Here is a 24,243-nt window from a genome sequence, read left to right as displayed (position 1 = left end):
AATGTCGCTCATTCCAGCCAATATGCTCACCGAGGCCATCGCCGGGATCGAGGACGTCTCCTCGCGAATCGAGGCCGTGTTCGCGCGCGTCGGCAACGAGCTGGGACGCGGGCATCTCATCTTCAAGGAGCTGAACCAGGGTCTCGCGGCGCTTTCCGGTGAGCTCTCCGGCGCCGAGATCGAAGGCGCTGCATCGGCGCTCCAGGAGATCGCCGCGCGGCTCAACGACCTGGCGCAGGCGCTGCCGGCCGAGGCCGCGCTGCTGGAGACCATCGGCACGAGCACGGCGGAGGCGTCTTCGCTGCTCAAGCCGCTGTTCAAGCACATCCAGATGATCACCATCATCGCGCGCAGCGCGCGGATCGAGGCGGCCTCGCTCGACGGCGACCGCGAGGGCTTTCTCGCCTTCACGCAAGAGGCCTACGATCTCGGCAAGGCCGTCCAGGGCGCGATCGAGGGCTGCGCGCGGGATCAGCAGCGCCTGTCCGAGGCGGTCGCCACCGCATTCGGCCGGCAGAAGGAGTTCGAGAGCCGCTACCGCAATCAGCTGGCGGCGGAGAGCGTCGAGCTCGCGTCCGCCTATTCCGGGTTGCGCGATCAGCGCAGCAACAGCAGCCATCTCGCCGATCTTGCGAGCGCCAGCACGAGGAAGATCGCCGAGGCGGTCGGCAGTGCGATCATCTCCTTGCAGGCCGGCGACAGCACGCGTCAGCGTCTCGAGCACGTCTCCGATGGCCTCACGCTCGCCTCGGGATCCACCCCGAGCCTCGTTCCCGAACCCGTCGCGAGCGACGACGGGGTGCGCACCATTTGTCAATTGCAGGCGGCCCAGCTCAGAGATGCCCAACGCGAGTTCGGCGGCGACATCGGCCAGATCGTTCACGCGCTGACCGCAATCCTGCGCGATGCGGGCAGTGTCGTCGGCCGGGGCCGCACGCTGTTCGGCGGCGAGGAGGGCGGGTCGTCATCGTTCCTGGCGCGCATCAAGCAGACGCTGGCGCACGCCTCGACCCTGATCGCCACCTGCGAGGGCGCCGGCCGCTCGGTGGACGAGGCGCTCGCGATCGTCGAGGAGACGCTGACGAAATTCCGCCACGCCATCGCCGGGCTGGCCGAGGCGACTGTCGACATCACGCTGATCGGAATGAATGCGGGCCTCAAGGCAAGCCATCTCGGCAGCCGCGGCAGCGCTTTCGTCGTCATTGCCAACGAGCTGAAGGCCACCGCCGACCAGGTCTCGGCGGGGGCGGGGCCTCTGAGGCCCGTGCTCGACGGCATCGAGCGCTCGGCCAGGGACCTGAAGGAGCTCCGCGTGCAGGGCGATCCCACCCAGCTCGCCAAGCTCGAACCGCAGATTCTCCAGGCGCTGCGCGAGGTCGAGGCCGGCAATGAACGGCTCGGCAAGGTGATGAGCCGGCTGGTCAATGAAGGTGCGGAATTCGAGGAGCTCATGAATTCGGCGCAAGGCCTGATGACCACGCTTGGCGAGGCCTCCGCGGCATTGCCCGCGGTCGCAGCGCGGCTCGAAGCCGCAAGCGCTGGCGCGCAGAAGCCGCGGCCGCAAGCGCAGGACCAAGCGATGCTCGACCAGCTGTTCGCGCGCTACACGATGGAGCGCGAGCGGCACGTCCACCGGGAATTTCTGCAGACGCTCGGGCTGGCGTCGATCGCGACCACGCGCCGGGTCGAGGCGATCGAGAGCGCGGACGACGGCATCGAATTGTTTTGATGCTGCCGTGGGCGTCGCCTCGCGCCCGCGGAAATTTGACGGATTGACTTTGCAGGGCGTTAACCGTGGCGGAATGCTCGCCGCGACGGTCATTGTCGCGCCCTCACGGTTCGTTGCAAATACGCATGGAATTCATGGGTGGACGTTTCCATGCTGAAAGAGGGCAAATACGCGGCGTGGTTCAGAACCGCGCAAGCACAAGGCACTGGTATCGTGCATCTGGCCCAGGGTCGGATCTCGGGCAGTGACAGCTTCTTCACCTATGGCGGCTCCTATCGGTTCGACGACGACCAGCGTTTCACGGCCGTTCTGACCACACGGCGACATGCCGACGGACCGCCGACGGTGTTCGGGTTCGACGAAGTCGAGGTCGAGCTCTCCGGCGTGTATAGCGGTGCGATGGCGACCTGTTCGGGCACGGCTCGCCAAGCGCCCGACGTGAGGTTCGAAGCGACCCTGATCTACAGCCAGGAAGTCGCGCCGGCTGCCGACGCCCGGAGCGCGGTCGTAAAGCTCAATGCCGACAAGCTGCCCAAGGGACTCGACGGCCGTTCCCGACCGCGGCCTCCGTTCAAGGCGGGCTCGCCCAACCAAAAGCCAAATCGGCAATAATCCCTCCATGACGGAATTTTCCGGTTGCGGTCGGTGTTTCGATCACGATAGGGAGCGGAGTGTGCGGGAGGAGTGCATGAGCAAAGTGGCACTGTTGGGGACACTTGCGCTCGTCGGAGGCATCATTGCGGCGAGCGGAACGGCAAACGCGGAAGTCGTGAAGCTGCAAGCCGAGCTCAAGGGAAGCAATGAAGTGCCTCCGAACGGCTCGACCGGGTCGGGCAAGGCCGAGGCGAGCTACGACACTGAAACCAGAGTTCTGACTTACGTTGTCACCTATACCGGGCTCACGGGGCCGGCGATGGGGGCGCATTTTCACGGTCCCGGCGAGGCCGGCAAGAATGCCGGCATCGTCCTGCCGTTCAAGACGGTGCAAAGCCCGATCCAAGGCCATGCCACGCTCACCGACGCGCAGGCGGCAGATCTGCTGGAAGGCAAATGGTACGCGAACATCCACACGGCCGCGAATCCGGGCGGTGAGTTGCGCGGTCAGATGATGAAGTAAAAGCGCGGTCCGCCGGTCATCTCCCAAGGAGATGCGGGCCGCCTCAGGACGGGGGTCTCGGAAGGAACGCCAGGATCATCTGGGCGAGCATGACGCCCACAGTGCCTCCTGCCGCCTTCTGCAAAACGTCGAGGAAGCCCGGATCCCGGTCGGGGATGAACGCTTGCATCAGCTCCAGTCCCATTGCGACCGCGATGACGAGCGAGCAAGCCAAACCGATTCGTCCGGGCAGCAGGAAGGAAAGCAGAAAACCGAGCAGTCCATAGGCGCTGAAGCGCTCGATCACGACGACCCAGTACGCCTCGTGATGCCCCATGAGCGCCGGCCTTCCCGACAGTTTCGCCAGCGTGGCGTAGACGATCAGGGCAAGGCAGATGCTCGCGGCTGCAATGACGTGGTTTCTGCGCATGGCGCCAGCATAGCCGGTTGGTTGCCGGTCTGGTTCGAAAGCCGAAAATATCGTTAAAGGCCCGCGTCGGGATCAGGCCACCAAAACCGTGTCGCCGGAGACCGCCGCGCCTGACCGCGTCACGCGGCGCGATACCACGAGCTCATTGAAGCGGGCGGAGGGCAGGGGCGGCGCAACGAGATAACCCTGGCCCTCCTCGACGCCGGACGCGATCAATGCACGGAGCTGCTCCTCCGTCTCGATGCCCTCCGCGACCACGGTCATATTGAGGTCCTTCGCGAGCGCCACCAGCATTTCCACGATCGCCGTCGTCGATGCGTCCACGGTGATCGTGTCGACGAAGAACTTGTCGATCTTGATCGTGTCGGCGCCGAGGCCCTTCAGCCGGGACAGTCCGCTATGGCCGACGCCGACGTCGTCGATGGCGACGCGGAAGCCGTGGTCCCGCAGCTCGGCAACGACCGCCGCGGCGCGCGCGAGATCGTCGAGCTCGTCGCGCTCGGTGATCTCGACCACGATCTGGCGCGCGGAGACACGCGCCGCCAGGACCGTGCGGCGCAGCGTTTCGACGAAGCCCGCACTCAGGAGGTGATTGGGTACGACATTCAGGGACAGCTTGAAATTCTTGTCTGTCTTCAGCAACGGCTTCAGTTCGGTCAGCGCCGATCCCAGCAGATGCCACGTCATCGCCTGGATGCGCCCACTGGATTCGGCGAGCGGAATGAAGTTCATCGGCGGAACGACCGAGCCGTCTCGGCGCAGCCAACGCGCCAGAATCTCGCAGCCCTTGATCTGACCTGTCCGCAGGTCGAAGATCGGTTGGTAATATGGCTTGAACTCGCCGGCTGCCAGCGCCCGATCGAGATCGGCGACAGGCTCCTCCATGCGGCGGCTGCGTGCCAACAGGATGCCAAAGATTGCGCCAAGTCCGAGGGCCACCGCGACTGTGGGCCAATATGCCTCGTTATTCCAGCTCGCAAGCACCGCGCGCTCGAGCTGGATCGTGGCATGAAGCGGGAAGCGAACGGAATTCCGCTCGAAGCTGATCGGCTCCAGCAAGGACTTACCGGCGTCGCTCTGGAATTTGCCGAGCTTCTCGCCATTGCCCAAGGCGAGGATCACGTCGCTGCGTGCGCGCAGCTCGGCGGGCATGATGTCGAACAGGCTGGCGTTGATGCCGACAATGGCGACGAGCGCGGAGCTGCCATCGATGTCCCTGAGCACGCCCAAGGCGGCGCCCCCGAACTGCTCCACGCGAAACAGCGAAAGCGCCTTGTCGCGCGAAGGCAGCATGTCGCGACGATCGACCCATCCCTTGTCGAATTCGAGCGTCTCGGAATAGGCCGAGCAGATCACGGAGCCATCCGGCTTGACGAGCCGGACGTCCTTGATCGCCGAGCGCTGATAGACGTGCAGGCGGATGGCTTGCAGTGCGCCCGGCTCGCAGCTGACTAGCTTGCGCCTTGCGAGCTCGTCCAAGCTGGCCGCGGCAAAATCGACCGCAAATTCCGACCGGCGCAGAACGACCTCGGTCAGCTCGTCGAGCTGATGCGCCTGCTGGCGGCGAATGACGGCCTCAGCGGCGAAATGACCCGCCAAGGCGAACGCCATCGTGCTCGCAAGCACGAGCGCCGCAAACGGAAAGGTTGGTCGCAGCAATCGCATCCGGCTCGGGTGAAATCAGGCGAGGCTTGAATTCGGGCAAGGCTTGAATTCGGCCAAGGCTTGGCGATTGATCCTAGCCAGCAAGGGCTAAGATAGGGTTTAACGGAGAGACCGGCCGGACGGCCGACCCGAGGATGGCCTGACCAATGGTCCGGCGGCCCGGATAGAAACGAGCATGGAAAGTTGAGCAGTATGATCAGGACGTTAAGCCTCCTCCTGGCGCTAGCCATCGGGATCTCTGTGGCTTCGGCGCAGGGAACCAAAGACACGCCATCGGGCACGCAGCCGACTTCCGCGACGCGCAGCGGCACGGGCACCAACTCCGGTTCGGACAGCATGGGGGGTGCGTTCAAAGGAACGGGGACGCCGAACTACGGCACCAGCCCGGGGATGGGCTCCCAGAAGAGGACGCACAACTAGTTGGGCAGGCCAGGCCGCCGGGCAGGACGCTCAATCGATGCTCACTGCCCGGGGCGCTGGCGGACGGGAATGAGCTCAGGATAGGACCGGTTAGACCCGTCAATGCGGTGCGCGGCGGAATGGCGAATCGTCCGCAACCGGAGCAGCACGAAGGCGATGTTGATCGCCAGCCAAACCAAGATTGCGGAAATGGCAAAGTGGAGCACCGCCAGACCTCGCTGCGAGATCGGGACCAACATCCGAAGGTTGATTTGGTTCCGTCCCGCCGAGGGTCGCCGAAGGGAAGCCGTGCAGACTGCGCCGCCTGCGGCGAGCGCGGCCGTATTCGCAATCAGGTTTTCTTAGCCGCCTTCGACTTCAACGAAAGACCAAGGCGCAACGCCATGCGCTTGATCGCATCGGGCGAGCGCCCGAGAGCTTTCGCCGCTTGCTCCAACGAGGCTGAAGACTTGGCCAACTCCATGAGCCGGCGATCTTCCTTGAACGACCAGGGCCTGCGCGCCATAACCGAAATGATCCTCTCGTCGACACAACGACAAAGCCGCCAAGCGGACCCATGTTCGCTCGACGGCTTTGCTTGGGTGGGGCCGGGCTTGGGGGAGCCCGGTGCGGAAGATGGATAAGCAAAGCGCGAGGGTTCGCAACAAACAACGGGGATTAAGCTAACCTCTCAACCTTACCGCGCTGAAGTTGGTGCATGACGCTCCGTATAATCACGGGTGTTTTCGTCAGCGGTGTCACCCGCGATGGCTGCCAGACGTGTTCGAGAACGTGCCGGAGACATTGGCGTGCAGATCGCAGCTGTGCCCGACCACAGCGCGTTCAGCCGCTTCGTTTGAGGCTGCTTGTCGAAATGAACAGGGGTTAACATCGCCCGCTGGATACTGCTCTCGAACAATGAGAGATTGCGTCATCTTCTGCAGGGGCTATCGCATACGGCTCGCGACGGCAGCCTGCGCGCACGCCTCGTCCTTCGGGACGGCGCTTCCGCGCCGCCTCAGGATGAGGCTAATCGGCGTCAGTACCCGTTGAAGCTGCTGCCGCGCACTCCGTCCTCATCCTGAGAGCCTGACTCAATAAGGAGCCCCCTAAGGCGGGCGTCTCGAAGGATGGCCGCAGGGAAAAGCCATCAAATGCATAACCCCGTCATGACGACCGAGCTTCGAGCATCACGTTGCACAAACTTCATGTTCGTCTGACAAAAGTTTCAGCGCCGCTGATCTTGAACTCGTTACAGCATCACGTTGAAATGTACCGGGAGGTGCGTTCCGAAAATTGGGAACATTCCAAATGCTTGCAGTTCTGGTTTTGATTTCGATTTTTGCAGCCGGCTTTTGCTGTGGCTATGGTGTGCGGGCGTGGCGCTCGCGCAAGCGATCAGCCCGATATCGTCTCTATGCGCCCTACACGCCGGCATCGATGGGCGTCAGGCAAAATGAGCATCCATCGTGATGGCAGAGCCATGGCCGCGGTGTCGGCTGGGGTTGATCTTGCCTTGCCGAAAGATCGGATAACCATGTGCAGTTAGGTTAACATGGTGCGGTCCTTGAGAGCTTCGGAAAGGCAACCTAAAACGTATCAGTTCATGGCGAGAATTTGGCTGCTTCGATATTTTTCGCGACGCGCATAGGTAGCGTGAATGGCGTATTTGATTGCGTTGCTGGCGCGATTTGCATCCTTATTTCGATCGCGTTTGTTCGTAGCTTTGATCGGCGGCTGAAACATCTTCCGGGTCCTTGGATCCTGAACGAGGGCCATTCGAATGATTGATCAAAGGCACAACGCGCCCCGCAGATATTTCGTGGACGCCCAAGGACATCGTGTTCTGATCGGCCTGTCTGCGGAAGAGACGGCAGAGTTCGAGGCGCTCGATCTTGCACCGGACGAGACAGTGCAGCTCGCATCCGGGATCTGCGTGCGCGAAGGCGCCGCTGCCAGGCACGAAATTCGCTGGCGCGAGCTCTATGCCAAGCACGAAGGAGCTTGGCGGGCGTGGATCGTACAAAGCCAGGCAGGGCGAGCGCAGGATTTAAGCTTTGTTAACTATGTCTGACCGATGGTAGCCGTCTGAATCTCGAATGTGGGATGGCCCAGATGTTTCAGCTGTTCCTGAGAGCGCGCGCACACAATCTTCTCGGCTCCCGCCGCGAGGACAAAGGCTTCAAAGCCCGCTCCGTCGAGCGTGATGCCGAGACCGACCGCGTGCGGATCGGTGCCGTCCTGGCGGCGATCGAAACAGCGTTGCAAGAGGCGGAGAGGGAACAGGTCGGGCTCAACCGGCGTGTTGACGATGCCCTTGCGCGTGCATCCGTCACCTTCGGAAACGGCACCGACGAATATCTCGAGCGCGAGGCGCTCGATAATTATCATCAGGACCTCTTTGCAGCCGACATCTCGAACGGCCAGCGACGGCTCAAGGAATTGGCCAGCACCATTGCCCACTTGAAGTTCGTCAAGACCGCAATGCTCACCCGTTTCCCGGACTTCAAGCCGCCGCAGCTCAACAGCTAGTTGGGACCTCGGTGCGCGCTTTGCGGCCATCCTTCGAGACGACCGCTTCGCGGTCTCCTCACAGGATGAGGGACGGCGTGCGCGGCAGCAGTTTCAATAGGCTCTGACGTCGATTAGCCTCATCCTGAGAAGCGCGTACGCGCCGTCTCGAAGGACGAGGCGTGCGCTGAGGCCGCCGCCGAGTCTTGCGATAGCCGTTGCAGGCAGACCGCGTGACAACTCGGCATCGCTTTGCCGTTTGGCGCTTCGTTGCTTTTTGGTATGGTTCCGGCAAGCATTCACGGACTGAAGGAGCGAAGCGGTGCCGGTCAAGAATTTGCGGACGTTGGTTGGATTGGCAGGTGCCTTGACGCTGGTCGCGCCGGCGACGGCTTCGGCCATCACTGCCGAAGTGGCGCGCGCATGCGATGCCGCGGTCGCCAAGGCCTTTCCGCCCAGACAAATCGGCAACCCCGCGGCCGGGAGCGCCAAGGGAACGGCCAAGGATCGGCGCGAATACTTCCAAAAGTGCGTCGCCAGCAACGGCAAGGTCGACGACATGCCGGCGGATGCGCCAAAGGACAACAAGCCGGCCAAATAGGAAACGGGGACGCAGCGTTATCTTCGCGGCGGCGGGCAGGGCGAGTAGAACGCGCCGTTGGTCGCGTTGATGCGTTCGACGCATTGATTGGGATCAGTGATCGTTCCAGCCACGGTGAAGTCGTAGCCCATGCCCTTGACGACGACGATGTAGCGGCCCGGCGCAAGCGCAAAACCGTCTTGCTCCGGCTGCAGCAATAGCATTCTCGACTGATCTTCGATCGGACCTACCTTGTAGGGGTAGGACATGCTGCGGATGACCCAGGAATCGCCGGCGCTGACCATGGCGGCTTTCCCGGTGGCATCGACGCCCATGGCCCGGGAGACCTTCGCGACCACCCGAACTTCGGTCCCGCTTGCATCGACACCTCCGTCGGGCCTGAACACGATGAACTTGACGTCACCGTCCGGCAATGTGGTCACGCTCGGCGTGTTGATGGCGGCGGAGATCGCGACGCGCCGGTCCGGGATTTTTCCAGGAACCGGCTTGAGTTCATGGAGCTGGCCCTCGCTCAAGGCGTAGACGCCGAACGTCGTCGGCAAAGGCATCGAGGGTTGCGCAGCTGGCGCCGGATCCTTTGTGCTCTCCGCCGTTCGTTCCATGGTCTCGCCTGCCGAGCGAGTCGGGATCGCGGTCGGCTGAGGCTCCGGACTTTTCGGCGCACGCTCGGACAGCGGCGCCACCTGCGACGATGCGGTCAGTTGTGTCTTCAGCCGTGGCCAATAGATGGCCGCGGTCCCGGCGCCCGCGATGAGCAGGAGGATGGGGCTCAATCGAACCAGAGAATTGAAGGCGCCGCTCCGTTTGGCTCGGTCGGGCGATCGTGGCGGTGCGGCAGGATGGCGCGGCGTCTCGGCAGCCGTTGGAATGGCCGCTGAAGCCGAGGCAGCCGGTGCCGGAACAGAGACGCTGACCGGCGTCGCGGGAGCGGCCTTTGGCGGTGGGGATGTTCCGCTTCGTTCAAAGGTCCGCTCGACCTCCCGAATGGCGCGCTCGAGGACTTGCTGGAGCTCTCGCGCTTCCCGCGCATCGGTGTGGGTGAATTGTTCCAGGAGCTTGATCCGGGCCAGCTCGTACACGACATCCCGCATCTGCCTGGGATCGTCGGAGATTTCGTGGATCCGCTCCGTCAGCAGGCGGACCAGTCCGGCCTGGATCTCTTGCGCCTGCGAGGCGCTGGCTGCTGTGTCGCCGGGCTCCGTCATCAAGGCCGATCAACTAGCCCGGATGGTGCTGTTTCGCTAGGGCTTTTCACCTTCGGATCCCACCGGCCGCGATGAATCGCTTTGATGATCCGACCTGCAAGGGTCCGACGCGATCGTCTCGAAGAGCTTGCTTTTGGTTAGAAACCTGTGACATTTCGCCTAGCTCCTTCTTCCAGTGTGTGATCATGCGCGGCATTTTGACAGCAATCATGTTCTTGGCCTTCCTGGTTCAGTCTGCTTCTGCGCAAGGGGTCAAGGATCAGGCCAACACCACCAGCTCCAGCATCGTGACGACTCCCGAGAAGAAGAAGCAGACCACCCAGGCTGCCTCGCGGCCTACCGCTGTCCGGAATGTGACGGGGAGCCTTCCTGCCGGGCGGGCGGCCCAAGGGGTCTGGAGGGATGGCAAGCTGATCGCTGTGCCTCGGTGAGGTCACCCGTGCCTCGCTGAGGTCACCCGTGCCTCGCTGAGGTCACGCAATGAACCGTGATGCCGCCGTGAAGGAACGCTGTTCGCCTCCCTGCCGTTCTTGCTCGGGAGATCCCGCATGAAACGATTAGTCTTGATCACACTCGCGCTTGTCGGGCCTGCTGCCGGCGCCTGGGCCCAGGGCGTCAATGACCCCTCGACGCCCAATCGCAACGTGATCATCGTCAACCCGTCGCAGCCCTCGCCCCCTAACGCGACGCCGAATATCCCGAGCCGGATCGAGCCGCCCGTGACGAGGGGCGGATACGCCCGGCCCTATCACGGGAATAGAACCCGGGGCAGCGGCTCGAGCCCCCGTTAGTCGCGCTGAACACCAGGATGCAGGGCGGGCTATTGCGGATTGACCTCGACCTCCACTGTCGATGTCCCTGCAACGTTACGGTTCTTGCCCGAGATCAGCAGTGTGAACTTGTCGCTGCCGCGCGTTTCGTTTTCTGCCGAATAGCGGAAGCCCGATCCGAGCACCGCCAATTGTCCCCGTGATGGCCCGCTCACGACCGATACCTTGAAGATCTGCATGTACGACCAACGCAGGCCCTGGATGCAGTCCGCCCCAGGGGCGATCGACATCGTCCATTTCACCGTATCGTGCGACAAGGCGAACGGCGTGCGTTCCTTGATGCAGAGGGGACTGGCGTGCGCCGCGAGGCTAGGCACGGCGGACGCCGCAACGGCAACACCCAACAGCAATACTGGCCTTGCACGCATTCTCGGTAACTCCACGAGCGGATGCCGAAGTTAGCAGCAATGACCTAATGCGGTCTTAGAACGACGGTCTTAGAACGGAGCTGTTCGCCCTTAGGCCGATCATGCGACGTGGATCTCGGGTGCGCCAATCCATCCGGTCGGCCTTTCCCAGACCATGCCATCCTAGCCCTGTTTTGCCCGACGGATCAAATCGAATTTCGGGAAATGCGTAACCCATTGATTCGACTGGTGTCCGCTACTGTGCATGGGGTTGTTTTTCGCTTTTTGATGGGACGGCGCCCAGCGCTCTTAAAATATTGCAATTGGCGCCCTCATGAGCTGAAGTTGCGGCGGCCTCGCGGCCGCTCGGCCCATTTGGGAGTCATTGGAGTGCGATCCACTCGCCGCAAGTCCGTATCAGATCGCTGGATGCTGGGGCGCGCGCCGGTCAAGGCGACCGTGGCCGCCGCTGTCGGATTGGTCCTCCATGCCTGTCCGCTTTCATGCCTTGCTCAGACCGAGCCGGAGCCGTCGGTCAACGACTATCTTCCACCAAGCGAGCCGGAAGTCTCGCGCGACGAATGGCGGCAGCGGATCGAGGAGGCGCGGCGGCGGGCCAAGGAGGTCTCGCGCGAGCGGCGGGAGCATCCGGAGCTCTACAAGCCGATTCCGGAAGATCCGGATCTTGTCGCGACCGAACGTCTCCTCCGCGACGACAGCCTGCAGCGAGGCGACATCGTCGCGACCAAGAAGGGCATGTTCGTCTATCAGGGCCGTTCCGACCAGCCGCGCCGGGATCAGGACTTCGTGCCCGTTCACCCGAAATCGGCGCGCTGAGCTAGTACCGCCGCAAGATCTCGTTGAATTTGGGATCGGTCACTTCTGTGGTCTCGAGCAGCAGCGACTTGCCTTGCGGAGTTGCCTGCACATAGGCCGCGATCAGCAGGGGCTCGTAACGCGAGCGATTGGCCAGCGCCGACCGGATGTCGGATTGCGCCAGCAGCCTGACCTCTTCGTCGGTTGCAGCGGCGCCCGAGGTTACGGTCTGGACACGAGAGAAGGCAACGTCGATCGGCACAGCCCCGGTCAGGTAGGACATCTTCACGGCGGGCGTGACCGCCTCGCCGGCCTGCGCCTGCAGCGTGCCGAGCGTGAGCCACAGCGCGGGCCGGATCGGTGAGACTTTCAAGGCAGCGATGATCGCGGCTTGGACCGTCTTGTTCTCGCTGGCCCTTCCGCCTGCGTCGATCGACGGAAAGTGAAGAATGCCACCGGCCATCGCTGCCGCGTAATTCGCCAGCAGATCGCCATCCCATGAGAAAGATGCCAGGCCGCCGGCGGTTGCCAGCTTGGCCTTGTCGGGCGGGATCTCGCCCGAGAACAAGTCGCTGGCGCGAAAGCTCGGTCGGATCAGATCGCCATAGAACGTCATGCAGGCATGAAGCGCCAGCACGATGGCGGTGCAGATGCCGATGACGCGAAGCAGGTTGATGCGGTTCATGGAGGAGTTGACGGGGCCGAGGTTCGGCCAGACCATTAAATTGCGAGCAGACTATCGCCTTGGATCGTTAGCAGCGTCAAGTTTCCGGTCGCGTAGGCGCCGGTGTCGATGTTGATGCGGTTCGGACGGATATCGGGCGCGCTGACCGGCGTATGACCGTGAACGATATATTTGCCGAAGCGCTCCTCCGAGTTCAGGAATTCCTCGCGGATCCAGAGCAGATCCTCATCCTTCTGGCGATCGAGCGCGACGCCCGGCTTGACGCCGGCATGGACGAAGAAGAAGTCGCCGCAGGTAAAGGACGAAGGCAGTTGCTGGAGGAAGGCCAAGTGCTCCGGCGGCAGCGCGCGTTTCAGTCCCTCGATCAGCTCGACCTGCTGCTCCGCGGACGGATTCATGGTCGGCGTGATGCCGTAGGAGACCAGCGTCAAGAGGCCGCCATAGTGGCGCCACTCCTGCAGGCGGGCGGGGTCCTTGAGCACCTCGAGCAGGAAGACCTCGTGGTTGCCCTTCAGACAAACCGTCTCGTGCGATTTCGAGCGTTCGATCAAGAGATCAAGAACAGCGCGTGAGTCCGGGCCGCGGTCGACATAGTCGCCGAGGAAGACCTGAATGGCGCGTTCGGGCGCCGAGCGGGCGAGATCGACGTCGATCACGGTTAACAGCGATTGAAGCAAATCGGCGCGGCCATGCACGTCGCCGATCGCATAGACGCGAACGCCGTCGGGAAGCCGAGGCTTGGTCTTCTTGCGAAAGCGGCTGGAAAGGCCCATCAGGTCGGTCGAATCGCTTCTAGCGCCACGAGCAGAACGTCGTGCCCGCTCTTAGCAGAACAAGTCACGCATCGGTATTCTTAATTGTCTCTGACCAACGGGCCCGCATTTTGATTCAAGCATTGCGCGGCCTTTGAGCCGTATTTCAAGACGTCTCGCGTAGCGTCTCCCCAACAAGAACGGGGAGCGCGACATGCGCAAAGTTGTAAAGTTCCTGGCGGCTGCCGCCGCCATCGTCGTTGCCGTGGGGGTGCAGCGGAGCGCGGAGGCCGCCTTTGTCGGCGCGCCCATGGGGCTGCGCGGTGCCATCCAGTACATCAAGTTCGACCAGCCGACGCTGGCGCCGATGGCGTTCACAATCTTCTGCCTGAAGTACAAGGACGAGTGCAAGCCGCGGCCGCAGCAGATCGTCTTCCGGGGCGGACGCCTGAAGCTCACGGCCGAGCGCATGGCGCAGATGCAAGAGGTCAACCAGCGGGTCAATGCTACGATCCGTCCCGAGCCCAACCTGGAAGGGTTGCGCGGCGAGAAGTGGCTGCTGCATCCGGCGAGCGGCGATTGCAACGACTATGCTGTGACAAAACGCCACGATTTGATCGCCAAGGGCTTTCCGGCCCGATCGGTGCTGCTGAGCGAAGTCGTGACCACCTGGGGCGAGCATCATCTCGTGGTCGTGGTGCGCACCTTCTCCGGCGATCTCGTGCTGGACAATCTCTCCGGCCACATCATGCCCTGGTCGAAGAAGCCATATCGCTGGGTCCGCATCCAGTCGCCCAAGAACCCGAACTACTGGGCCTCGCTCGGCGATCGCGCGGTCTGATCACCCGCGCTCTATCGTGATGAGGATTGGCTGACGCTCTGCGAGAGTCCCAATCCCACGATCGCGGAAAGACACAGGATTGCTGCCGGGTGCAGCAATCCGGGCCCAGCGAAGCTCTGGACGAGCGCGAAGAGAACACAAGCGGCGGCTGCCGCCGGAAAGAACGAGTCGCGTCCGCGCTGCAGGGCACCGAAGAACAGGCGGACCAAGGCGATCAGGCTCACCGCGATCATGGCAGCGAGGCCGATCCATCCCGTCCCCGCAAAGACGGAAGTGGCCGCCGAGGGTGCGGTCAAAACCGCGCCGGCATCGCTCTGATAGATCCTGCCCATCGCAGCAAAGGTCCCGGCGCCGGCGCCGAGCCAGCGTGTATCGGCCAGCATGCGCTCGAGGACGGCCTTGGTCTCGGTCCCCATCTCCGGGACGAGCCGCAGGAGGATCGGTCCGGAGCTCTTCTCGAACAGGAAGGTCAGCACGATCGATGCGCCGATCAGGGCTGCCAGCGACAATGCGCTCGCGGCCAATGGCGACAGGTCCAGCCTGCGGATGACGAGGATCAGCAGGATCACCACGACGCCAAAGCCCGCTGCAATCGCGCTGTTCGTGCCTGAAAACCCCAAGATCGCGGCGGCGCTGACCAAGGCCCCGACGAGACCGCAGAGGCCGATCGCGACCGAGCGAAGCAGCGAGTGATGGGTCTCCGCCCGTTCAGCTGCGAGCTGCATGACCGCCAGATTGAGCATGAAGCCGAGGCCGGCCAGGGTCGTCGTGAGGTCATGGGGCGCGGCTCCGGCAAGCACCGGCGAGACCCGATGCAGGTCCAACATCAAGGCGGAGACTGCGGTTAGTCCGCTCAGCACGAACAGGACCAGCTCGGCACGGCCGCGGTTACGGACCACCAGGATCGCGACGCTGAGCAACGAGACCGCAGCAAGCGCCAGCAGCAGCGCGTTCACCGTCAGGCCGATATCGGCCGTGATCGGCCCGAGCGACAGGCCGCCGAGCACGTCGTGAGCGCTGGCCCAGATGGGGTGCGCAAAGCTCAGCGGAAGCGGGGCGAGCTGGCCCGCGATGCACAGCGGAACGGCGAGCAGAATCCAGCGGCCCCAGGACGTCGCGCGGACGTAGTGCTCGTAATCGGCCTTTCGCGTGCTCATGGCGGCGGCCAGCAAGCTTAGCGCTGCGGCCATCGTCCCCAGCTGTACACCGATTTTGGCGCCGGCGATTTCGAGAGCGGAAGCGGAAACGATGGAAACGATGAGGGCAAAATAAGCGAGGGACAAACGGCGCTCGATGCGGAATCCTGAAACGGTCAGGTCACCATACAAGCGAGCGATGGGTTTTCAAGCGAAGGTCTGCCCAGGCGAACAGCTCGGCTCCAGCCATTCGCGCGCGAAAGCTTCAGCGCGGCGTCATCAGCGCAGAGTTTTGACGGGTCGGGGGAGCACGCGGCCGGCGCGCGCAGCAGCTAGGCCAAAGCGTGCGCCTGACCCGAAGAGATAGCCGCCCTGCAGGGAGATGGCTGCGAACACCACGCTTTTGAGGCTCTCGAGCGCCGTGAGATCGGCCAGCAGGCCGACCGGGACGGCCGCGAGCACCATGACGAAGGTCAACGGCAGCAGCACCAGGACCCGAAAGCGTTGGCCCAGCACCGCACCCACCAAAAAGCTGAAAATCAAAAACGCGGTCATCCGAAACACTCTCCGTGCTCCGGACCCTAGGTTCCCCACCCTAAAAAGACCCTTAAGTTGTATGGCTAAATTCGGCCTATTGGCTGCAATTTGCCTGCAGCGAATTGTACGCCTCCCGCAGCCCGTTCAGGGCTACCGTACCCTTGATCTCGCTGTTGCTCTCCCTCACGACCACGGACAGCGAGGGCGTCGTCTGCCACTTGCCGGCGGCAAGGGCGGAGACCTCGTCGGGCAGCAGCACGGCAGCGCCTGCGGCCGCCATGCTGGCTTCGAACGTCAGCGTGCCGCCGCCGCTCGCGGCGATCGTGACCTTGGGGTGGCTCCGGGGCGGGAAGGGCCGGATCAAGGCCACCAGCACGTCGATCTTGCCCTTCGGTGCGCAGCGGACGATCAGGCCCGCGAAGTCCGGGTCGGATTGGGTCGTGTCCGCCGTCTTCATGATCGCGGCGAAGCTCTCGCCATCCTTGGTCCCTTGCGTCCGGGTGAATTTCCAGACGGAAGAGGACGCGGGGGTGGCGACGGCAACAACGGGCGCGCCGCGACAGGAGGCCGCACTGCCAGGGCAGGGGACAACAGGGCCCCAGGGACGATCGGCGGTGCCAAGGAGGGAACCCGCCAACAGCACTATCGGGAGGAGGTCAGACACGGGGAGTTCCTATCCTTAGCCCCAGACTCAGCAAAGGTACCGAGCGGTCAGGAAGTCTCGCGCTCGACACACTGAGCCCTCGACTGGGGCGATTTGCTCTCGAACCGGGCACACGAAATACAACAAATGGTCACAAAGGGTTAAACCAAGCCCCAAAGAGTGGCCCACACGCAACAGTGGTCGACCGATCGCACCGTTAACCACTAGGGAACCCTTGTCGCACCGCCCGCACCGCCGTACCAATCGGGGGTAATTGGGGTCTCCTGGGGCGCGATTCATGCATTCCTTTGCCAAATCATATTTCTTCAAGCCGGCGTTTCTGGCGGCTGCTTTAGCGCTCGGGGCCTGCTCGACCAATCCCGGCTCGGGTCCTCTGACCGACGACGTCAACAACAAGATCCAGACCGAAAACGCGCCGGCCTACGAGCTGGTGCCGCTCAATCCGGCTACCGTGAAGATCCTGCACACCCATGAGCCCAAGGGGCTCGCCGGTGTGTTCACCGACCGCCGTCCGCCGGCCAGCATCGTGTTCGGCATCGGCGACGTCGTCAGCGTCACCATCTTCGAAGCTGCGGCAGGCGGTCTGTTCATCCCGGCGGAAGCCGGCGTCCGTCCGGGTAACTATGTGACGATCCCGGATCAGTCAGTCGACAACGACGGCTTCATCACCGTGCCCTATGCCGGCCAGATCAAGGCTGCGGGCCGCACGGCGGTGGAGATCCAGCGCGCGATCATCGAGAAGATCGGCAACCGCGCGATCGAGCCGCAGGCGGTCGTGGCGATGTCCTCGCAGCGCACCCAGCTCATCAGCGTGCTCGGCGAAGTCAACTCGCCGGCGCGTTATCCGGCGAGCGCGGCGGGTGCCAAGGATCGCGTGCTCGACGCGATCACCCGCGCCGGCGGCATCAAGGGCCAGGGCTTCGAGACCTGGGTCATGCTGGAGCGTGGCGGCAAGCGGGCGACCGTGCCGTTCGAAAATCTCGTGATGGCGCCTGAGAACAACGTCTATGTGCGCCCCGACGACAGCATCTACGTCTATCGTGAGCAGCAGAAGTTCCTTGCGTTCGGCGCCAGCGGCCAGAGCGGCGAGTTCAACTTCGATGCCTGGCGCATCAACCTCGGCGAAGCCGTCGGCAAGGCCGGCGGTCTGTTGGATGGTCAGGCCGATCCCGCTGCGGTGTATCTCTATCGCCGCGAGCCGCGCGAGGTTGCGGCCCAGCTCGGCATCGACGTGAGCAAGTACACCTCGGAGACGATCCCGGTCATCTTCAACGTGAACTTCCGCGATCCCGGCGGCTTCTTCCTGGCCACCAAGGTCATGATGAAGAACGGCGACATCATCTACGTCTCGAACTCGCGCAACGTCGAAGTTGCCAAGTTCCTGAACTACCTGCGTGTGATCATGGCGACCGGCAGCGATGCCGTGAACCTCGCCAACGACGCCCTGATCTTCCGCAACAACGTCAAGCTGGCGCCGTAACACGGGGCCAACCTGATCCACCACGATCGATGGCACCGGGGCTTTGTCCCGGTGCCATTTTCGTTTAGCAATCGAAGCGGTTCTGCTGCGGCTATGCGTTCGGGATTTGGATCAAGACGCCAGTGAGCACGGCGCGCGGGTCATCGGTCATCCCGCAGCATGACAAGGGGCTTCATGCGCTTTCGAACATTTTGCCGTCTTCTGGCTTTGGTCCCACTCGCGCTCGGGCTTGCACCGGTCGGGACGGCTCTGGGCGCTGCCGCAGAGCTGGGCGTCCGCCACCGCATCGACGTGACGGTCCTTGCCGAGCCCGATGCTCCGATCTTGTCGCGCCTCAAGGGAGCCAAGGGCGAGCTGTCCTTTACCGTCCGCCTCTCGGCGAACTCCAACGAGAGCAAATTCTTCGGCATGCTGCGCCCGTCCTTCCCGGATCTCGTCGTGCCTGACGGCCCGGGCAAGCCGTTGGTGCAACAGACCAAGCTCTGGGAGGAGGACGTCTGCCATCAGCGCCGCGGCTTGCCCAAGGTCACCGTGACCCAGCTCGGCGGGCATTTTGCCGAAGGCGAGGGGCGGATCGAGATTTCCGCGATCAACCGGCACATCGGCCTTCTGGTCCCGCCCGACGAATTAACCCCCGGCATAAAACTCGATAAGGGGAATGATGGCTTTGGGGTATTCTATGCATTCCGGGCGCAGAGCCGGAACAGCCGCCTCAACGTCGATCTGAAGATCTATCCGATCGATTGCTTCCTCTAAGCTCAAGCAAAGCTCGCAAGAACGACGATGCGCCTTTGGCTTCCCAACATGAGCTGGTCCAGGATTCGCTGGTCATGGAGCTTGCCCGCGACCTTCATCCTGTTCTTCGTGGTGGCCGGCGCGCCGTTTCCGTTCGGCTCGACCAATGATCTGTCGATCGCGTTCTGGTGCCTGTGTCTCGGAATCGCGGTGATCTTCGCGCCGACGCGCGATCTGCGGGCGCCGCATCTAGGGCTGCTCGCCGGCATCGCCTTGATCGTCGCCGCTTACGCGTTCGTGCTGCACGAGCAGCTGTCCGATCATCCCTTCCTCGCGCCATTCCAGCCGATCTGGAAGCAGGCCTCGGATCTGCTCGGCGTGCCGATCGCCCCGTCCGCGTCGATCGTGAAGAACGAGGCCTTTTTCGCGCTCGGCGCGCCGCTTGCCAACATCCTCGCCATCGTGCTCGGCATCACCGTCGGCGCCGATCGGATGCGCGCGCGCCGCTTGCTGTGGGTGATCGCGATCTCCGGCGCGGCCTACGCGCTCTACGGCGTGCTCTCGTTCCTGATCGAGCCCACCATGATCCTGTGGCGGGACAAGACGGCCTATCTCGGCAGCGTCACCGGCACCTTCATCAACCGCAACACGGCGGCGGCCTATTTCGGCTCGTGCGCGGTGATCTGGATGCTGCTGATCCTGGAGGACGTCCGCCGCCGCCTGCCGGAGCGGCATATCGAATGGCGTCGTTTGTCGCTCGACCTGCGCGCGATCCCGCCGAAAGAAATCCTGCCGCAACTCACCTGCCTCTTGATCTGCCTGATGGCGATGTTCATGACCGGATCGCGCGCCGGCGTCGGCCTGTCGCTGCTCGCGATGATCGTCGCGTTCACGGTCTTGCTCAGGAAAGACCTGCCGTCGCGCACCGGCATCTGGATCTCGCTGGGCTCTGGGCTTGCCGTCGCGCTCGGCCTCCTGCAGCTGCTCGGCGGCCGCGTCTCCAGCCGCTTCGACAGCCAGGGCCTGGTCGACGAGGGCCGCGTCGAGGCCTGGAAGTCGACGCTGCGAATCATCGCCGACAATCCGTGGTTCGGCACCGGCATGGGCACCTTCCAATGGGCCTTCCCACCCTATCGCAGCCCCAACATCTCGATTCGCGGCGTCTGGGATGCCGCGCATTCGACGCCGCTGGAGCTTGCCTCCGAGGTAGGCATTCCCATGGCGCTGCTGGTGGCGCTCGCCTGGGCCATCATGCTGCTCGTATTGGCCAAGGGCGTGTTCGGACGCCGGCGCGATGCCATCATCCCGCTGGCCGCGGCGGCCACCGCGACGCTCTCGCTCTTGCACTCGTGCCTGGACTTCACGCTCCAGGTGCCCGGCTACGGCATTCCGTTCTTTGCGCTTTTCGGCGCGGGCCTGGCGCAATCCTTCCGCACTCAGGAGGGCCGTTCTCAACCGGACGTGGGCGCCACCAGGCGGCGAGGCGAGGGCCGTATCGCAACCGCGCCTCCGGCCCCGCGCGCGCTGCCCGAGCTTCATAAAAGTGTCTAGATTTGAAGCAGTTGCGCCGTTTACGAAGTCTTTAGAATAAGTGGACAGCCCATGTCTCTTCGGATAGGTTCCTGCATTGCACAGCCCGGGCCGAGGCCGACAATCGGGGCAGCTGATTTTTTTGGAGGTTGATTTATGAGCGTTATCAGAATCGCGCTTCGCATGGCTGCCGCCGCGGCCTTGGCCGCGACGCTTCAGGCGGCCGCCAGCGCCGCCGTTTACCCGCCGCAGCGCCAGCTGCCGGCCACCGTCATTTCCGACTTCAAGGCGTCCCCCGCCAGCCTGCTGCAGCAATATCCGACCGGCGGCCCGCAGCTGATCTCGCGCGTGCGCGATCTCGGCGCCTCCGATCCGACCACGCTTCCCGGCCTGATCGCGCTGCTGAAGGATCCCGCGACCACCAAGGACCAGATGCGCGCGATCGTCGGCGGCCTCGCCCAGGTCGCCCGCATGGCCGCGCAGAGCGATGCGGCGTTCGCCAATGAGATCCAGACCGCGATCGCCGGCACCGGCAACCCCGACGTGATCGCCGCCTACCAGGCCGCGACCGGCGACGTCGCGATCGCCGCGACCGGCGGCGGCGCGGGCGGCGGCGGCACCGGCGCGGGCGGCCCGACCGGCACCGGCGGCTTTGCCTTCGGCGGCAATGGCGGCGGCGCCTCTTCGTTCGGCGGCCTGCATTATGCGACGAGCGGCTCAGGTACCGGCAGCGGCTCGGTCGGCGGCACCACTGTCAATCAGTCCACCAGCCCACGACGTTGATCGAAACCGGTCGTTCCGGCCGGACATGACATCTCACGGCAGCGGCGCCAGCGGGCGCCGCTTTGCTTTTGCGCCGTTAAGCTTCCTGCAAAAAGTCGGGTGAAGCGCGCGCTGCACTGCATCGACCGCGTTCAATTGCAGGCAGGCTTGTGCTAGTGTTGCGCGCAGGGCGGGTTTTGGCATCGGGTTTGCTCCGGGCGCAAACGGGCTTTTGGCGAACGTCAATCCTTAATCGACACATCGATCCATTTTCAGGAATTGCTGGATGTTGCGGGTGAATAAGCCGACCTCGGAGATCAACCGTGATTTCCCCGAGGCCGACGGCTCTGCGTCGCAGACGCTGACCTCCTATCTCGAGATCGTCCGCCGCCAGTTCCCGACCATGGTCGCGATCGTCTCGGCCTGCGTGATCGTGGCGCTGCTCTATCTCTTCACCGCCGCGCCGCAATTCACCTCCACCGCCTCGATGGTGATCGACACCCGCAAGGTGCAGCTGTTCCAGCAGCAATCGGTGCTCGGCGACATTGCCGTCGATTCCGCGACGGTGGAAACCCAGGTCGAGATTCTGAAATCCGAGAACATCAGTCTTGCGGTCATCCGTGACCTGCACCTGATCGACGATCCCGAATTCACCGGCTCTGGCGGCGGCCTGCTCGGCTCGGTCGTCGGTTTTATCGGCGACCTGTTCTCCGATGGGCATGCTCAATCCGAATTTGAACTCACCCGCAAGGCGCTGGAGCGCTTCGAGAAAAATCGCACCATCAAGCGTCTCGGTCTCACCTATGTGATGGAGATCGGGTTCACGTCAAAAGATCCGGCCAAAGCTGCAAAGATCGCCAACTCGATCGCGGACGCCTATATCGTCGATCAACTCGAGGCGAAGTACCAGGCGACCCGCCGAGCCAGCGTCTGGCTGCAGGACCGTATCAAGGAGCTGCGTACCCAGGCCTCAGCCGCGCAGAAGGCGGTGGTCGATTTCAAGACTGCCAATAACATCGTCGACACCGGCGGCCGGCTGATGAACGAGCAGCAACTCGCCGAGGTCAACAGCCAGCTGATCCTGGCGCATGCGGCTACCGCCGAGGCCAAGGCGCGGCTTGACCGCATGAACGAGATCCAGAAGCAGGATGTGCCGGACGCCAACGTCGCCGACGCGCTCAAGAACGATACCATCGTCAAACTGCGCGGCCAATATGTCGACATGGCCTCGAAGGAATCGATCTGGTCGATGAAGTACGGCCCGGATCATTTGGCCGCCGTCAACCTGCGGAGGCAGATGGCGGAGATCAAGAAGAATATCCAGGACGAGCTGGGGCGCATCCAGCAATCCTACAAGAGCGATTACGATATCGCAGTGACCCGCGAGGAGGCGATCAAGTCGAGCCTCGCCAACGTCGTCTCGGAATCGCAGCTCACCAATCAGGCCCAAGTTCAGCTGCGCGAGCTTGAGAGCAACGCGCAGTCCTACCAGGCGATGTACGACAACTTCTTGCAGCGTTACATGGAATCGGTGCAGCAGCAGTCGTTTCCGATCACCGAGGCGCGGGTGATCAGCGCCGCCACCATGCCGCTGAAGAAGAGCTACCCGAAGACGTTGATCATCCTGGCGGCGAGCCTGTTCGGCGGATTCCTCCTGGCATTCGGCGCGGCGATGGCGCGCGAGCTCACCGACAAGGTGTTTCGCACCACCGGCCAGGTCGAGGACGTCCTGGGAGCGAACTGCATCGCGATCCTGCCGGTGCTCGGCGGCGCGGCCGGTGCGCTCAGCGAGAAGGTGCTGCTTGGCAAGCGCGCGAAAAAGGACAACCCCGAGCCAGATCTGCTGCGCTATGTGGTTGACAACCCGCTGTCGCGCTTCTCGGAAGCAGTGCGCTCGGTGAAGGTGGCGGTGGACCTCAATGCGATCGTGCGTGAGAATCGCGTTCTGGCGACCACCTCGACCCTGCCGAACGAGGGCAAAAGCACGCTCTCGACCAACCTCGCTCAGTTAATGGCGCATGGCGGCGCACGCGTCATCCTGGTCGATGCTGACCTGCGCAACCCGTCATTGTCACGCGCGCTGGTGCCTGATGCGAAGATTGGCCTGGTCGACGTGGTCGCGCAGAAGGTCCGTCTTGAGGATGCGCTGGTCGTCGATTCCGAAACCAAGCTCTCGATCTTGCCGGCGGGCACCACCTCGAAGCTACTGCACACGAACGAGATCCTCGCTTCCAAGGCGATGCATGCGCTGGTCACCGAACTGCGCTCGAAATTCGACTATGTCGTGCTGGATATGCCGCCGATGGCGCCGGTGGTCGACGTCCGCGTCACCTCGTCCTTTGTCGATTCCTACGTATTCGTGGTGGAGTGGGGCAGGACCAAGATTGACGTCGTTTCGCACAATCTCCGCGGCTCACCCGAGATCCAGGACAAGCTGCTCGGTGTCGTCCTGAATAAAGCCGATACCAAGGCACTAGCCCGCTACGAATCCTATCATGGTCGCTACTACTATCAAAAATATTATGCGCGATATGGGTATGTGGAATAGCGATCGCGTAGCGCAAACAGCACTTCTGCGCTCGTTCCTGTTGCTCTGCGGCAGCCTCGGCGCGCTCTGGTCGTCATCTGCGATCCCATCATTCTGGCTCATGAAGCCGGCTCATGAGCTTTCTGCTCACATTGCTGCAGATGACCGGTTCAAGACGGGCGCGATAACGGAGATGTTGGTGTGGCTGAAGGCCGTTGAACGGCCTGCTCTCTTGCAACCAGAATTCTCGCAGGCTGAGGCGTTGATAACGCTGCGAGCCGTCGAAGAGACAATGCAGCGGAATAGCTTAGAGCGGATCGATCGTGGAATGGATAGTGCTGAAGACAAAATCAAAGCTGCGCTCCTCGCAAATCCAAATGATTCATTTCTCTGGTTGATGCTTTATTCAGTAACGACGACGCGCACTGGCTTTGATCTTAGGAACGCCAGCTTCCTTGAGCATTCGTATGTGATGGGTCCGAACGAGGGCTGGGTCGCGCTTCGGCGTAATCCGCTGGCGCTCGCCGTCTTCGCCATTCTACCCGGCCCTGTACAAGGTACCGTGATTTCCGAATTCGCCAACACGGTAGACTCGGACTTCATCGCTGAGGCCGAACTAACCTTGACTAGCGTGGGATGGCCTCACAGAGAACGTCTACTGGCCGGCTTGGCTGGTATAGATTTAGCGCCCAAGCAAGCGCTCAGGAAGCGCTTGTCAAATGATGGTATCAAAGTGTCTATTCCCGGTATCCAGGTTGAAGAGAGGCCATGGTAAGAACATTTGGTCGGTTGAATCTCGCGAGATATGTTTGGATGCTGATTAGCATGCTAGCGAGCGCAGGGCTGTTCGCCGGAAACGTCAGCGCTCAAGTACAATCTGCAAAGCCGACATTCACGCTGCAGGGCCCCGGCGAATTATCTGGAGGCCAAATAGTTCGAGATGCGCTCAATCGCCCTTGCTTGGA

At 62.9% G+C, this 24,243-nt stretch carries 27 protein-coding genes; 15 read left to right on the top strand and 12 right to left on the bottom strand.

Annotated elements, in window-relative coordinates; translation table 11 throughout:
• Position 1: 1 nt before the first annotated feature.
• From BRAD3257_RS31085 to BRAD3257_RS31075, 3 genes are all read left to right on the top strand, one after another.
• Positions 2–1,729 carry a coiled-coil domain-containing protein gene (locus BRAD3257_RS31085; RefSeq protein ID WP_122406857.1) on the top strand — a complete coding sequence of 576 codons (1,728 nt, stop codon included), beginning with the start codon at positions 2–4 and terminating at the stop codon, positions 1,727–1,729.
• 150 nt (positions 1,730–1,879) lie between these two features.
• A complete protein-coding gene (locus BRAD3257_RS31080) occupies positions 1,880–2,341 on the top strand; it encodes a hypothetical protein (protein ID WP_122405054.1) in 462 nt (153 codons plus the stop codon).
• A gap of 76 nt (positions 2,342–2,417) precedes the next feature.
• Positions 2,418–2,846: a CHRD domain-containing protein gene (locus BRAD3257_RS31075; RefSeq protein WP_122405053.1), complete on the top strand. Its 429-nt coding sequence runs from the start codon at positions 2,418–2,420 to the stop codon at positions 2,844–2,846.
• Positions 2,847–2,889: 43 nt separating this feature from the next.
• Here the strand turns inward: BRAD3257_RS31075 and BRAD3257_RS31070 are convergent, their stop codons facing one another.
• The 4 genes from BRAD3257_RS31070 to BRAD3257_RS39890 form a co-directional block, all read right to left on the bottom strand.
• Positions 2,890–3,255, bottom strand: a complete 366-nt coding sequence (locus BRAD3257_RS31070; RefSeq protein WP_122405052.1) for a VanZ family protein — start codon at positions 3,253–3,255, stop codon at positions 2,890–2,892.
• A 72-nt stretch (positions 3,256–3,327) separates the two neighbouring features.
• Entirely contained in the window at positions 3,328–4,920 is a 1,593-nt protein-coding gene (locus BRAD3257_RS31065) for an EAL domain-containing protein (RefSeq protein WP_122405051.1), read from the bottom strand.
• Between the two features lie 751 nt (positions 4,921–5,671).
• Positions 5,672–5,845, bottom strand: coding sequence for a hypothetical protein (locus BRAD3257_RS40455; RefSeq protein ID WP_164936902.1), 174 nt, complete (start codon positions 5,843–5,845; stop codon positions 5,672–5,674).
• 1,073 nt (positions 5,846–6,918) lie between these two features.
• Entirely contained in the window at positions 6,919–7,065 is a 147-nt protein-coding gene (locus tag BRAD3257_RS39890; protein WP_160118884.1) for a hypothetical protein, read from the bottom strand.
• A 37-nt stretch (positions 7,066–7,102) separates the two neighbouring features.
• Here BRAD3257_RS39890 and BRAD3257_RS31050 point away from each other — a divergent pair, with 37 nt between their 5' ends.
• From BRAD3257_RS31050 to BRAD3257_RS31035, 3 genes are all read left to right on the top strand, one after another.
• Positions 7,103–7,393 (top strand): hypothetical protein, encoded by a 291-nt coding sequence (locus tag BRAD3257_RS31050; protein ID WP_122405048.1) that lies wholly within the window; start codon positions 7,103–7,105, stop codon positions 7,391–7,393.
• 41 nt (positions 7,394–7,434) lie between these two features.
• Positions 7,435–7,851, top strand: a complete 417-nt coding sequence (locus tag BRAD3257_RS31045; protein ID WP_122406856.1) for a hypothetical protein — start codon at positions 7,435–7,437, stop codon at positions 7,849–7,851.
• 346 nt (positions 7,852–8,197) lie between these two features.
• Positions 8,198–8,431 carry a hypothetical protein gene (locus BRAD3257_RS31035; RefSeq protein WP_244607761.1) on the top strand — a complete coding sequence of 78 codons (234 nt, stop codon included), beginning with the start codon at positions 8,198–8,200 and terminating at the stop codon, positions 8,429–8,431.
• 17 nt (positions 8,432–8,448) lie between these two features.
• On the opposite strand, the gene BRAD3257_RS31030 is transcribed toward BRAD3257_RS31035, so the two are convergent.
• Positions 8,449–9,636, bottom strand: coding sequence for a hypothetical protein (locus tag BRAD3257_RS31030; protein ID WP_122405046.1), 1,188 nt, complete (start codon positions 9,634–9,636; stop codon positions 8,449–8,451).
• Between the two features lie 548 nt (positions 9,637–10,184).
• Here BRAD3257_RS31030 and BRAD3257_RS39405 point away from each other — a divergent pair.
• Positions 10,185–10,427, top strand: coding sequence for a hypothetical protein (locus BRAD3257_RS39405; RefSeq protein WP_129145935.1), 243 nt, complete (start codon positions 10,185–10,187; stop codon positions 10,425–10,427).
• 29 nt (positions 10,428–10,456) lie between these two features.
• On the opposite strand, the gene BRAD3257_RS31020 is transcribed toward BRAD3257_RS39405, so the two are convergent.
• Entirely contained in the window at positions 10,457–10,834 is a 378-nt protein-coding gene (locus BRAD3257_RS31020) for a hypothetical protein (RefSeq protein ID WP_122405044.1), read from the bottom strand.
• A 369-nt stretch (positions 10,835–11,203) separates the two neighbouring features.
• Between BRAD3257_RS31020 and BRAD3257_RS31015 the strand changes: the two genes are divergently transcribed.
• Positions 11,204–11,650, top strand: a complete 447-nt coding sequence (locus BRAD3257_RS31015; protein ID WP_244607760.1) for a hypothetical protein — start codon at positions 11,204–11,206, stop codon at positions 11,648–11,650.
• 1 nt (position 11,651) lies between these two features.
• Here the strand turns inward: BRAD3257_RS31015 and BRAD3257_RS31010 are convergent, their stop codons facing one another.
• Together BRAD3257_RS31010 and BRAD3257_RS31005 are read right to left on the bottom strand one after the other, a co-directional pair.
• Positions 11,652–12,350, bottom strand: a complete 699-nt coding sequence (locus BRAD3257_RS31010; protein ID WP_244607759.1) for a hypothetical protein — start codon at positions 12,348–12,350, stop codon at positions 11,652–11,654.
• On the bottom strand, positions 12,350–13,087 hold the full coding sequence (locus tag BRAD3257_RS31005) for a metallophosphoesterase family protein (RefSeq protein WP_122405042.1): 738 nt from the start codon (positions 13,085–13,087) through the stop codon (positions 12,350–12,352). The genes BRAD3257_RS31010 and BRAD3257_RS31005 overlap by 1 nt, the downstream gene beginning before the upstream one ends.
• Positions 13,088–13,280: 193 nt before the next feature.
• On the opposite strand from BRAD3257_RS31005, the gene BRAD3257_RS31000 reads away from it, so the two are divergent.
• Positions 13,281–13,907 carry a transglutaminase-like cysteine peptidase gene (locus tag BRAD3257_RS31000; protein ID WP_122405041.1) on the top strand — a complete coding sequence of 209 codons (627 nt, stop codon included), beginning with the start codon at positions 13,281–13,283 and terminating at the stop codon, positions 13,905–13,907.
• 11 nt (positions 13,908–13,918) lie between these two features.
• Here the strand turns inward: BRAD3257_RS31000 and BRAD3257_RS30995 are convergent, their stop codons facing one another.
• The 3 genes from BRAD3257_RS30995 to BRAD3257_RS30985 all read right to left on the bottom strand — a co-directional run bounded on the left by BRAD3257_RS30995 (position 13,919) and on the right by BRAD3257_RS30985 (position 16,244).
• Positions 13,919–15,064: a hypothetical protein gene (locus tag BRAD3257_RS30995; protein ID WP_244607758.1), complete on the bottom strand. Its 1,146-nt coding sequence runs from the start codon at positions 15,062–15,064 to the stop codon at positions 13,919–13,921.
• A 258-nt stretch (positions 15,065–15,322) separates the two neighbouring features.
• Entirely contained in the window at positions 15,323–15,598 is a 276-nt protein-coding gene (locus BRAD3257_RS30990) for a hypothetical protein (RefSeq protein WP_122405040.1), read from the bottom strand.
• A gap of 76 nt (positions 15,599–15,674) precedes the next feature.
• Positions 15,675–16,244, bottom strand: a complete 570-nt coding sequence (locus BRAD3257_RS30985) for a hypothetical protein (protein WP_244607757.1) — start codon at positions 16,242–16,244, stop codon at positions 15,675–15,677.
• A 277-nt stretch (positions 16,245–16,521) separates the two neighbouring features.
• Between BRAD3257_RS30985 and BRAD3257_RS30980 the strand changes: the two genes are divergently transcribed.
• The 4 genes from BRAD3257_RS30980 to BRAD3257_RS30965 all read left to right on the top strand — a co-directional run bounded on the left by BRAD3257_RS30980 (position 16,522) and on the right by BRAD3257_RS30965 (position 20,772).
• Positions 16,522–17,724, top strand: a complete 1,203-nt coding sequence (locus tag BRAD3257_RS30980) for a polysaccharide biosynthesis/export family protein (protein ID WP_122405039.1) — start codon at positions 16,522–16,524, stop codon at positions 17,722–17,724.
• A gap of 174 nt (positions 17,725–17,898) precedes the next feature.
• A complete protein-coding gene (locus BRAD3257_RS30975) occupies positions 17,899–18,480 on the top strand; it encodes a hypothetical protein (protein WP_244607756.1) in 582 nt (193 codons plus the stop codon).
• 48 nt (positions 18,481–18,528) lie between these two features.
• Complete coding sequence (locus BRAD3257_RS30970; RefSeq protein WP_122406850.1) at positions 18,529–20,010, top strand: O-antigen ligase family protein; 1,482 nt, start codon at positions 18,529–18,531, stop codon at positions 20,008–20,010.
• A 135-nt stretch (positions 20,011–20,145) separates the two neighbouring features.
• Positions 20,146–20,772, top strand: a complete 627-nt coding sequence (locus BRAD3257_RS30965; RefSeq protein ID WP_122405038.1) for a hypothetical protein — start codon at positions 20,146–20,148, stop codon at positions 20,770–20,772.
• A gap of 33 nt (positions 20,773–20,805) precedes the next feature.
• Here BRAD3257_RS30965 and BRAD3257_RS39400 read toward each other — a convergent pair whose 3' ends face one another.
• Positions 20,806–20,955 carry a hypothetical protein gene (locus tag BRAD3257_RS39400; RefSeq protein WP_160118883.1) on the bottom strand — a complete coding sequence of 50 codons (150 nt, stop codon included), beginning with the start codon at positions 20,953–20,955 and terminating at the stop codon, positions 20,806–20,808.
• A gap of 82 nt (positions 20,956–21,037) precedes the next feature.
• Between BRAD3257_RS39400 and BRAD3257_RS30960 the strand changes: the two genes are divergently transcribed.
• Together BRAD3257_RS30960 and BRAD3257_RS30955 are read left to right on the top strand one after the other, a co-directional pair.
• Positions 21,038–23,299 carry a polysaccharide biosynthesis tyrosine autokinase gene (locus tag BRAD3257_RS30960; RefSeq protein ID WP_122405037.1) on the top strand — a complete coding sequence of 754 codons (2,262 nt, stop codon included), beginning with the start codon at positions 21,038–21,040 and terminating at the stop codon, positions 23,297–23,299.
• The gene (locus BRAD3257_RS30955; protein ID WP_145987048.1) at positions 23,247–24,053 is read left to right on the top strand and encodes a hypothetical protein; all 807 of its coding nucleotides are present in this window, start codon (positions 23,247–23,249) and stop codon (positions 24,051–24,053) included. Before BRAD3257_RS30960 ends, BRAD3257_RS30955 begins: the two co-directional genes overlap by 53 nt.
• The last annotated feature ends 190 nt before the right edge of the window (positions 24,054–24,243 follow it).

This window comes from Bradyrhizobium vignae, from assembly GCF_900324035.1.
GTDB classification, from domain to species: domain Bacteria; phylum Pseudomonadota; class Alphaproteobacteria; order Rhizobiales; family Xanthobacteraceae; genus Bradyrhizobium; species Bradyrhizobium vignae.
The sequence above is the reverse complement of the archived record's forward strand: the minus strand, read 5'-3'. Positions and strand labels throughout refer to the sequence as shown.

Bases quoted from the DNA above. Each gene is read 5' to 3' on its own strand.
- BRAD3257_RS30960 (WP_122405037.1), top strand. From the start codon at position 21,038: ATGTTGCGGGTGAATAAGCCGACCTCGGAGATCAACCGTGATTTCCCC.
- BRAD3257_RS30975 (WP_244607756.1), top strand. From the start codon at position 17,899: ATGCGCTTTCGAACATTTTGCCGTCTTCTGGCTTTGGTCCCACTCGCG.
- BRAD3257_RS31010 (WP_244607759.1), bottom strand. From the start codon at position 12,350: ATGGTCTGGCCGAACCTCGGCCCCGTCAACTCCTCCATGAACCGCATC.
- BRAD3257_RS31030 (WP_122405046.1), bottom strand. From the start codon at position 9,636: ATGACGGAGCCCGGCGACACAGCAGCCAGCGCCTCGCAGGCGCAAGAG.
- BRAD3257_RS31050 (WP_122405048.1), top strand. From the start codon at position 7,103: ATGATTGATCAAAGGCACAACGCGCCCCGCAGATATTTCGTGGACGCC.
- BRAD3257_RS31085 (WP_122406857.1), top strand. From the start codon at position 2: ATGTCGCTCATTCCAGCCAATATGCTCACCGAGGCCATCGCCGGGATC.
- BRAD3257_RS39890 (WP_160118884.1), bottom strand. From the start codon at position 7,065: ATGTTTCAGCCGCCGATCAAAGCTACGAACAAACGCGATCGAAATAAG.
- BRAD3257_RS31005 (WP_122405042.1), bottom strand. From the start codon at position 13,087: ATGGGCCTTTCCAGCCGCTTTCGCAAGAAGACCAAGCCTCGGCTTCCC.
- BRAD3257_RS40455 (WP_164936902.1), bottom strand. From the start codon at position 5,845: ATGGCGCGCAGGCCCTGGTCGTTCAAGGAAGATCGCCGGCTCATGGAG.
- BRAD3257_RS39400 (WP_160118883.1), bottom strand. From the start codon at position 20,955: ATGCCAAAACCCGCCCTGCGCGCAACACTAGCACAAGCCTGCCTGCAA.
- BRAD3257_RS30965 (WP_122405038.1), top strand. From the start codon at position 20,146: ATGAGCGTTATCAGAATCGCGCTTCGCATGGCTGCCGCCGCGGCCTTG.
- BRAD3257_RS31070 (WP_122405052.1), bottom strand. From the start codon at position 3,255: ATGCGCAGAAACCACGTCATTGCAGCCGCGAGCATCTGCCTTGCCCTG.
- BRAD3257_RS30955 (WP_145987048.1), top strand. From the start codon at position 23,247: ATGGTCGCTACTACTATCAAAAATATTATGCGCGATATGGGTATGTGG.
- BRAD3257_RS31045 (WP_122406856.1), top strand. From the start codon at position 7,435: ATGTTTCAGCTGTTCCTGAGAGCGCGCGCACACAATCTTCTCGGCTCC.
- BRAD3257_RS31075 (WP_122405053.1), top strand. From the start codon at position 2,418: ATGAGCAAAGTGGCACTGTTGGGGACACTTGCGCTCGTCGGAGGCATC.
- BRAD3257_RS31065 (WP_122405051.1), bottom strand. From the start codon at position 4,920: ATGCGATTGCTGCGACCAACCTTTCCGTTTGCGGCGCTCGTGCTTGCG.
- BRAD3257_RS30995 (WP_244607758.1), bottom strand. From the start codon at position 15,064: ATGAGCACGCGAAAGGCCGATTACGAGCACTACGTCCGCGCGACGTCC.
- BRAD3257_RS31000 (WP_122405041.1), top strand. From the start codon at position 13,281: ATGCGCAAAGTTGTAAAGTTCCTGGCGGCTGCCGCCGCCATCGTCGTT.
- BRAD3257_RS31080 (WP_122405054.1), top strand. From the start codon at position 1,880: ATGCTGAAAGAGGGCAAATACGCGGCGTGGTTCAGAACCGCGCAAGCA.
- BRAD3257_RS31020 (WP_122405044.1), bottom strand. From the start codon at position 10,834: ATGCGTGCAAGGCCAGTATTGCTGTTGGGTGTTGCCGTTGCGGCGTCC.
- BRAD3257_RS30980 (WP_122405039.1), top strand. From the start codon at position 16,522: ATGCATTCCTTTGCCAAATCATATTTCTTCAAGCCGGCGTTTCTGGCG.
- BRAD3257_RS30970 (WP_122406850.1), top strand. From the start codon at position 18,529: ATGAGCTGGTCCAGGATTCGCTGGTCATGGAGCTTGCCCGCGACCTTC.
- BRAD3257_RS30990 (WP_122405040.1), bottom strand. From the start codon at position 15,598: ATGACCGCGTTTTTGATTTTCAGCTTTTTGGTGGGTGCGGTGCTGGGC.
- BRAD3257_RS39405 (WP_129145935.1), top strand. From the start codon at position 10,185: ATGAAACGATTAGTCTTGATCACACTCGCGCTTGTCGGGCCTGCTGCC.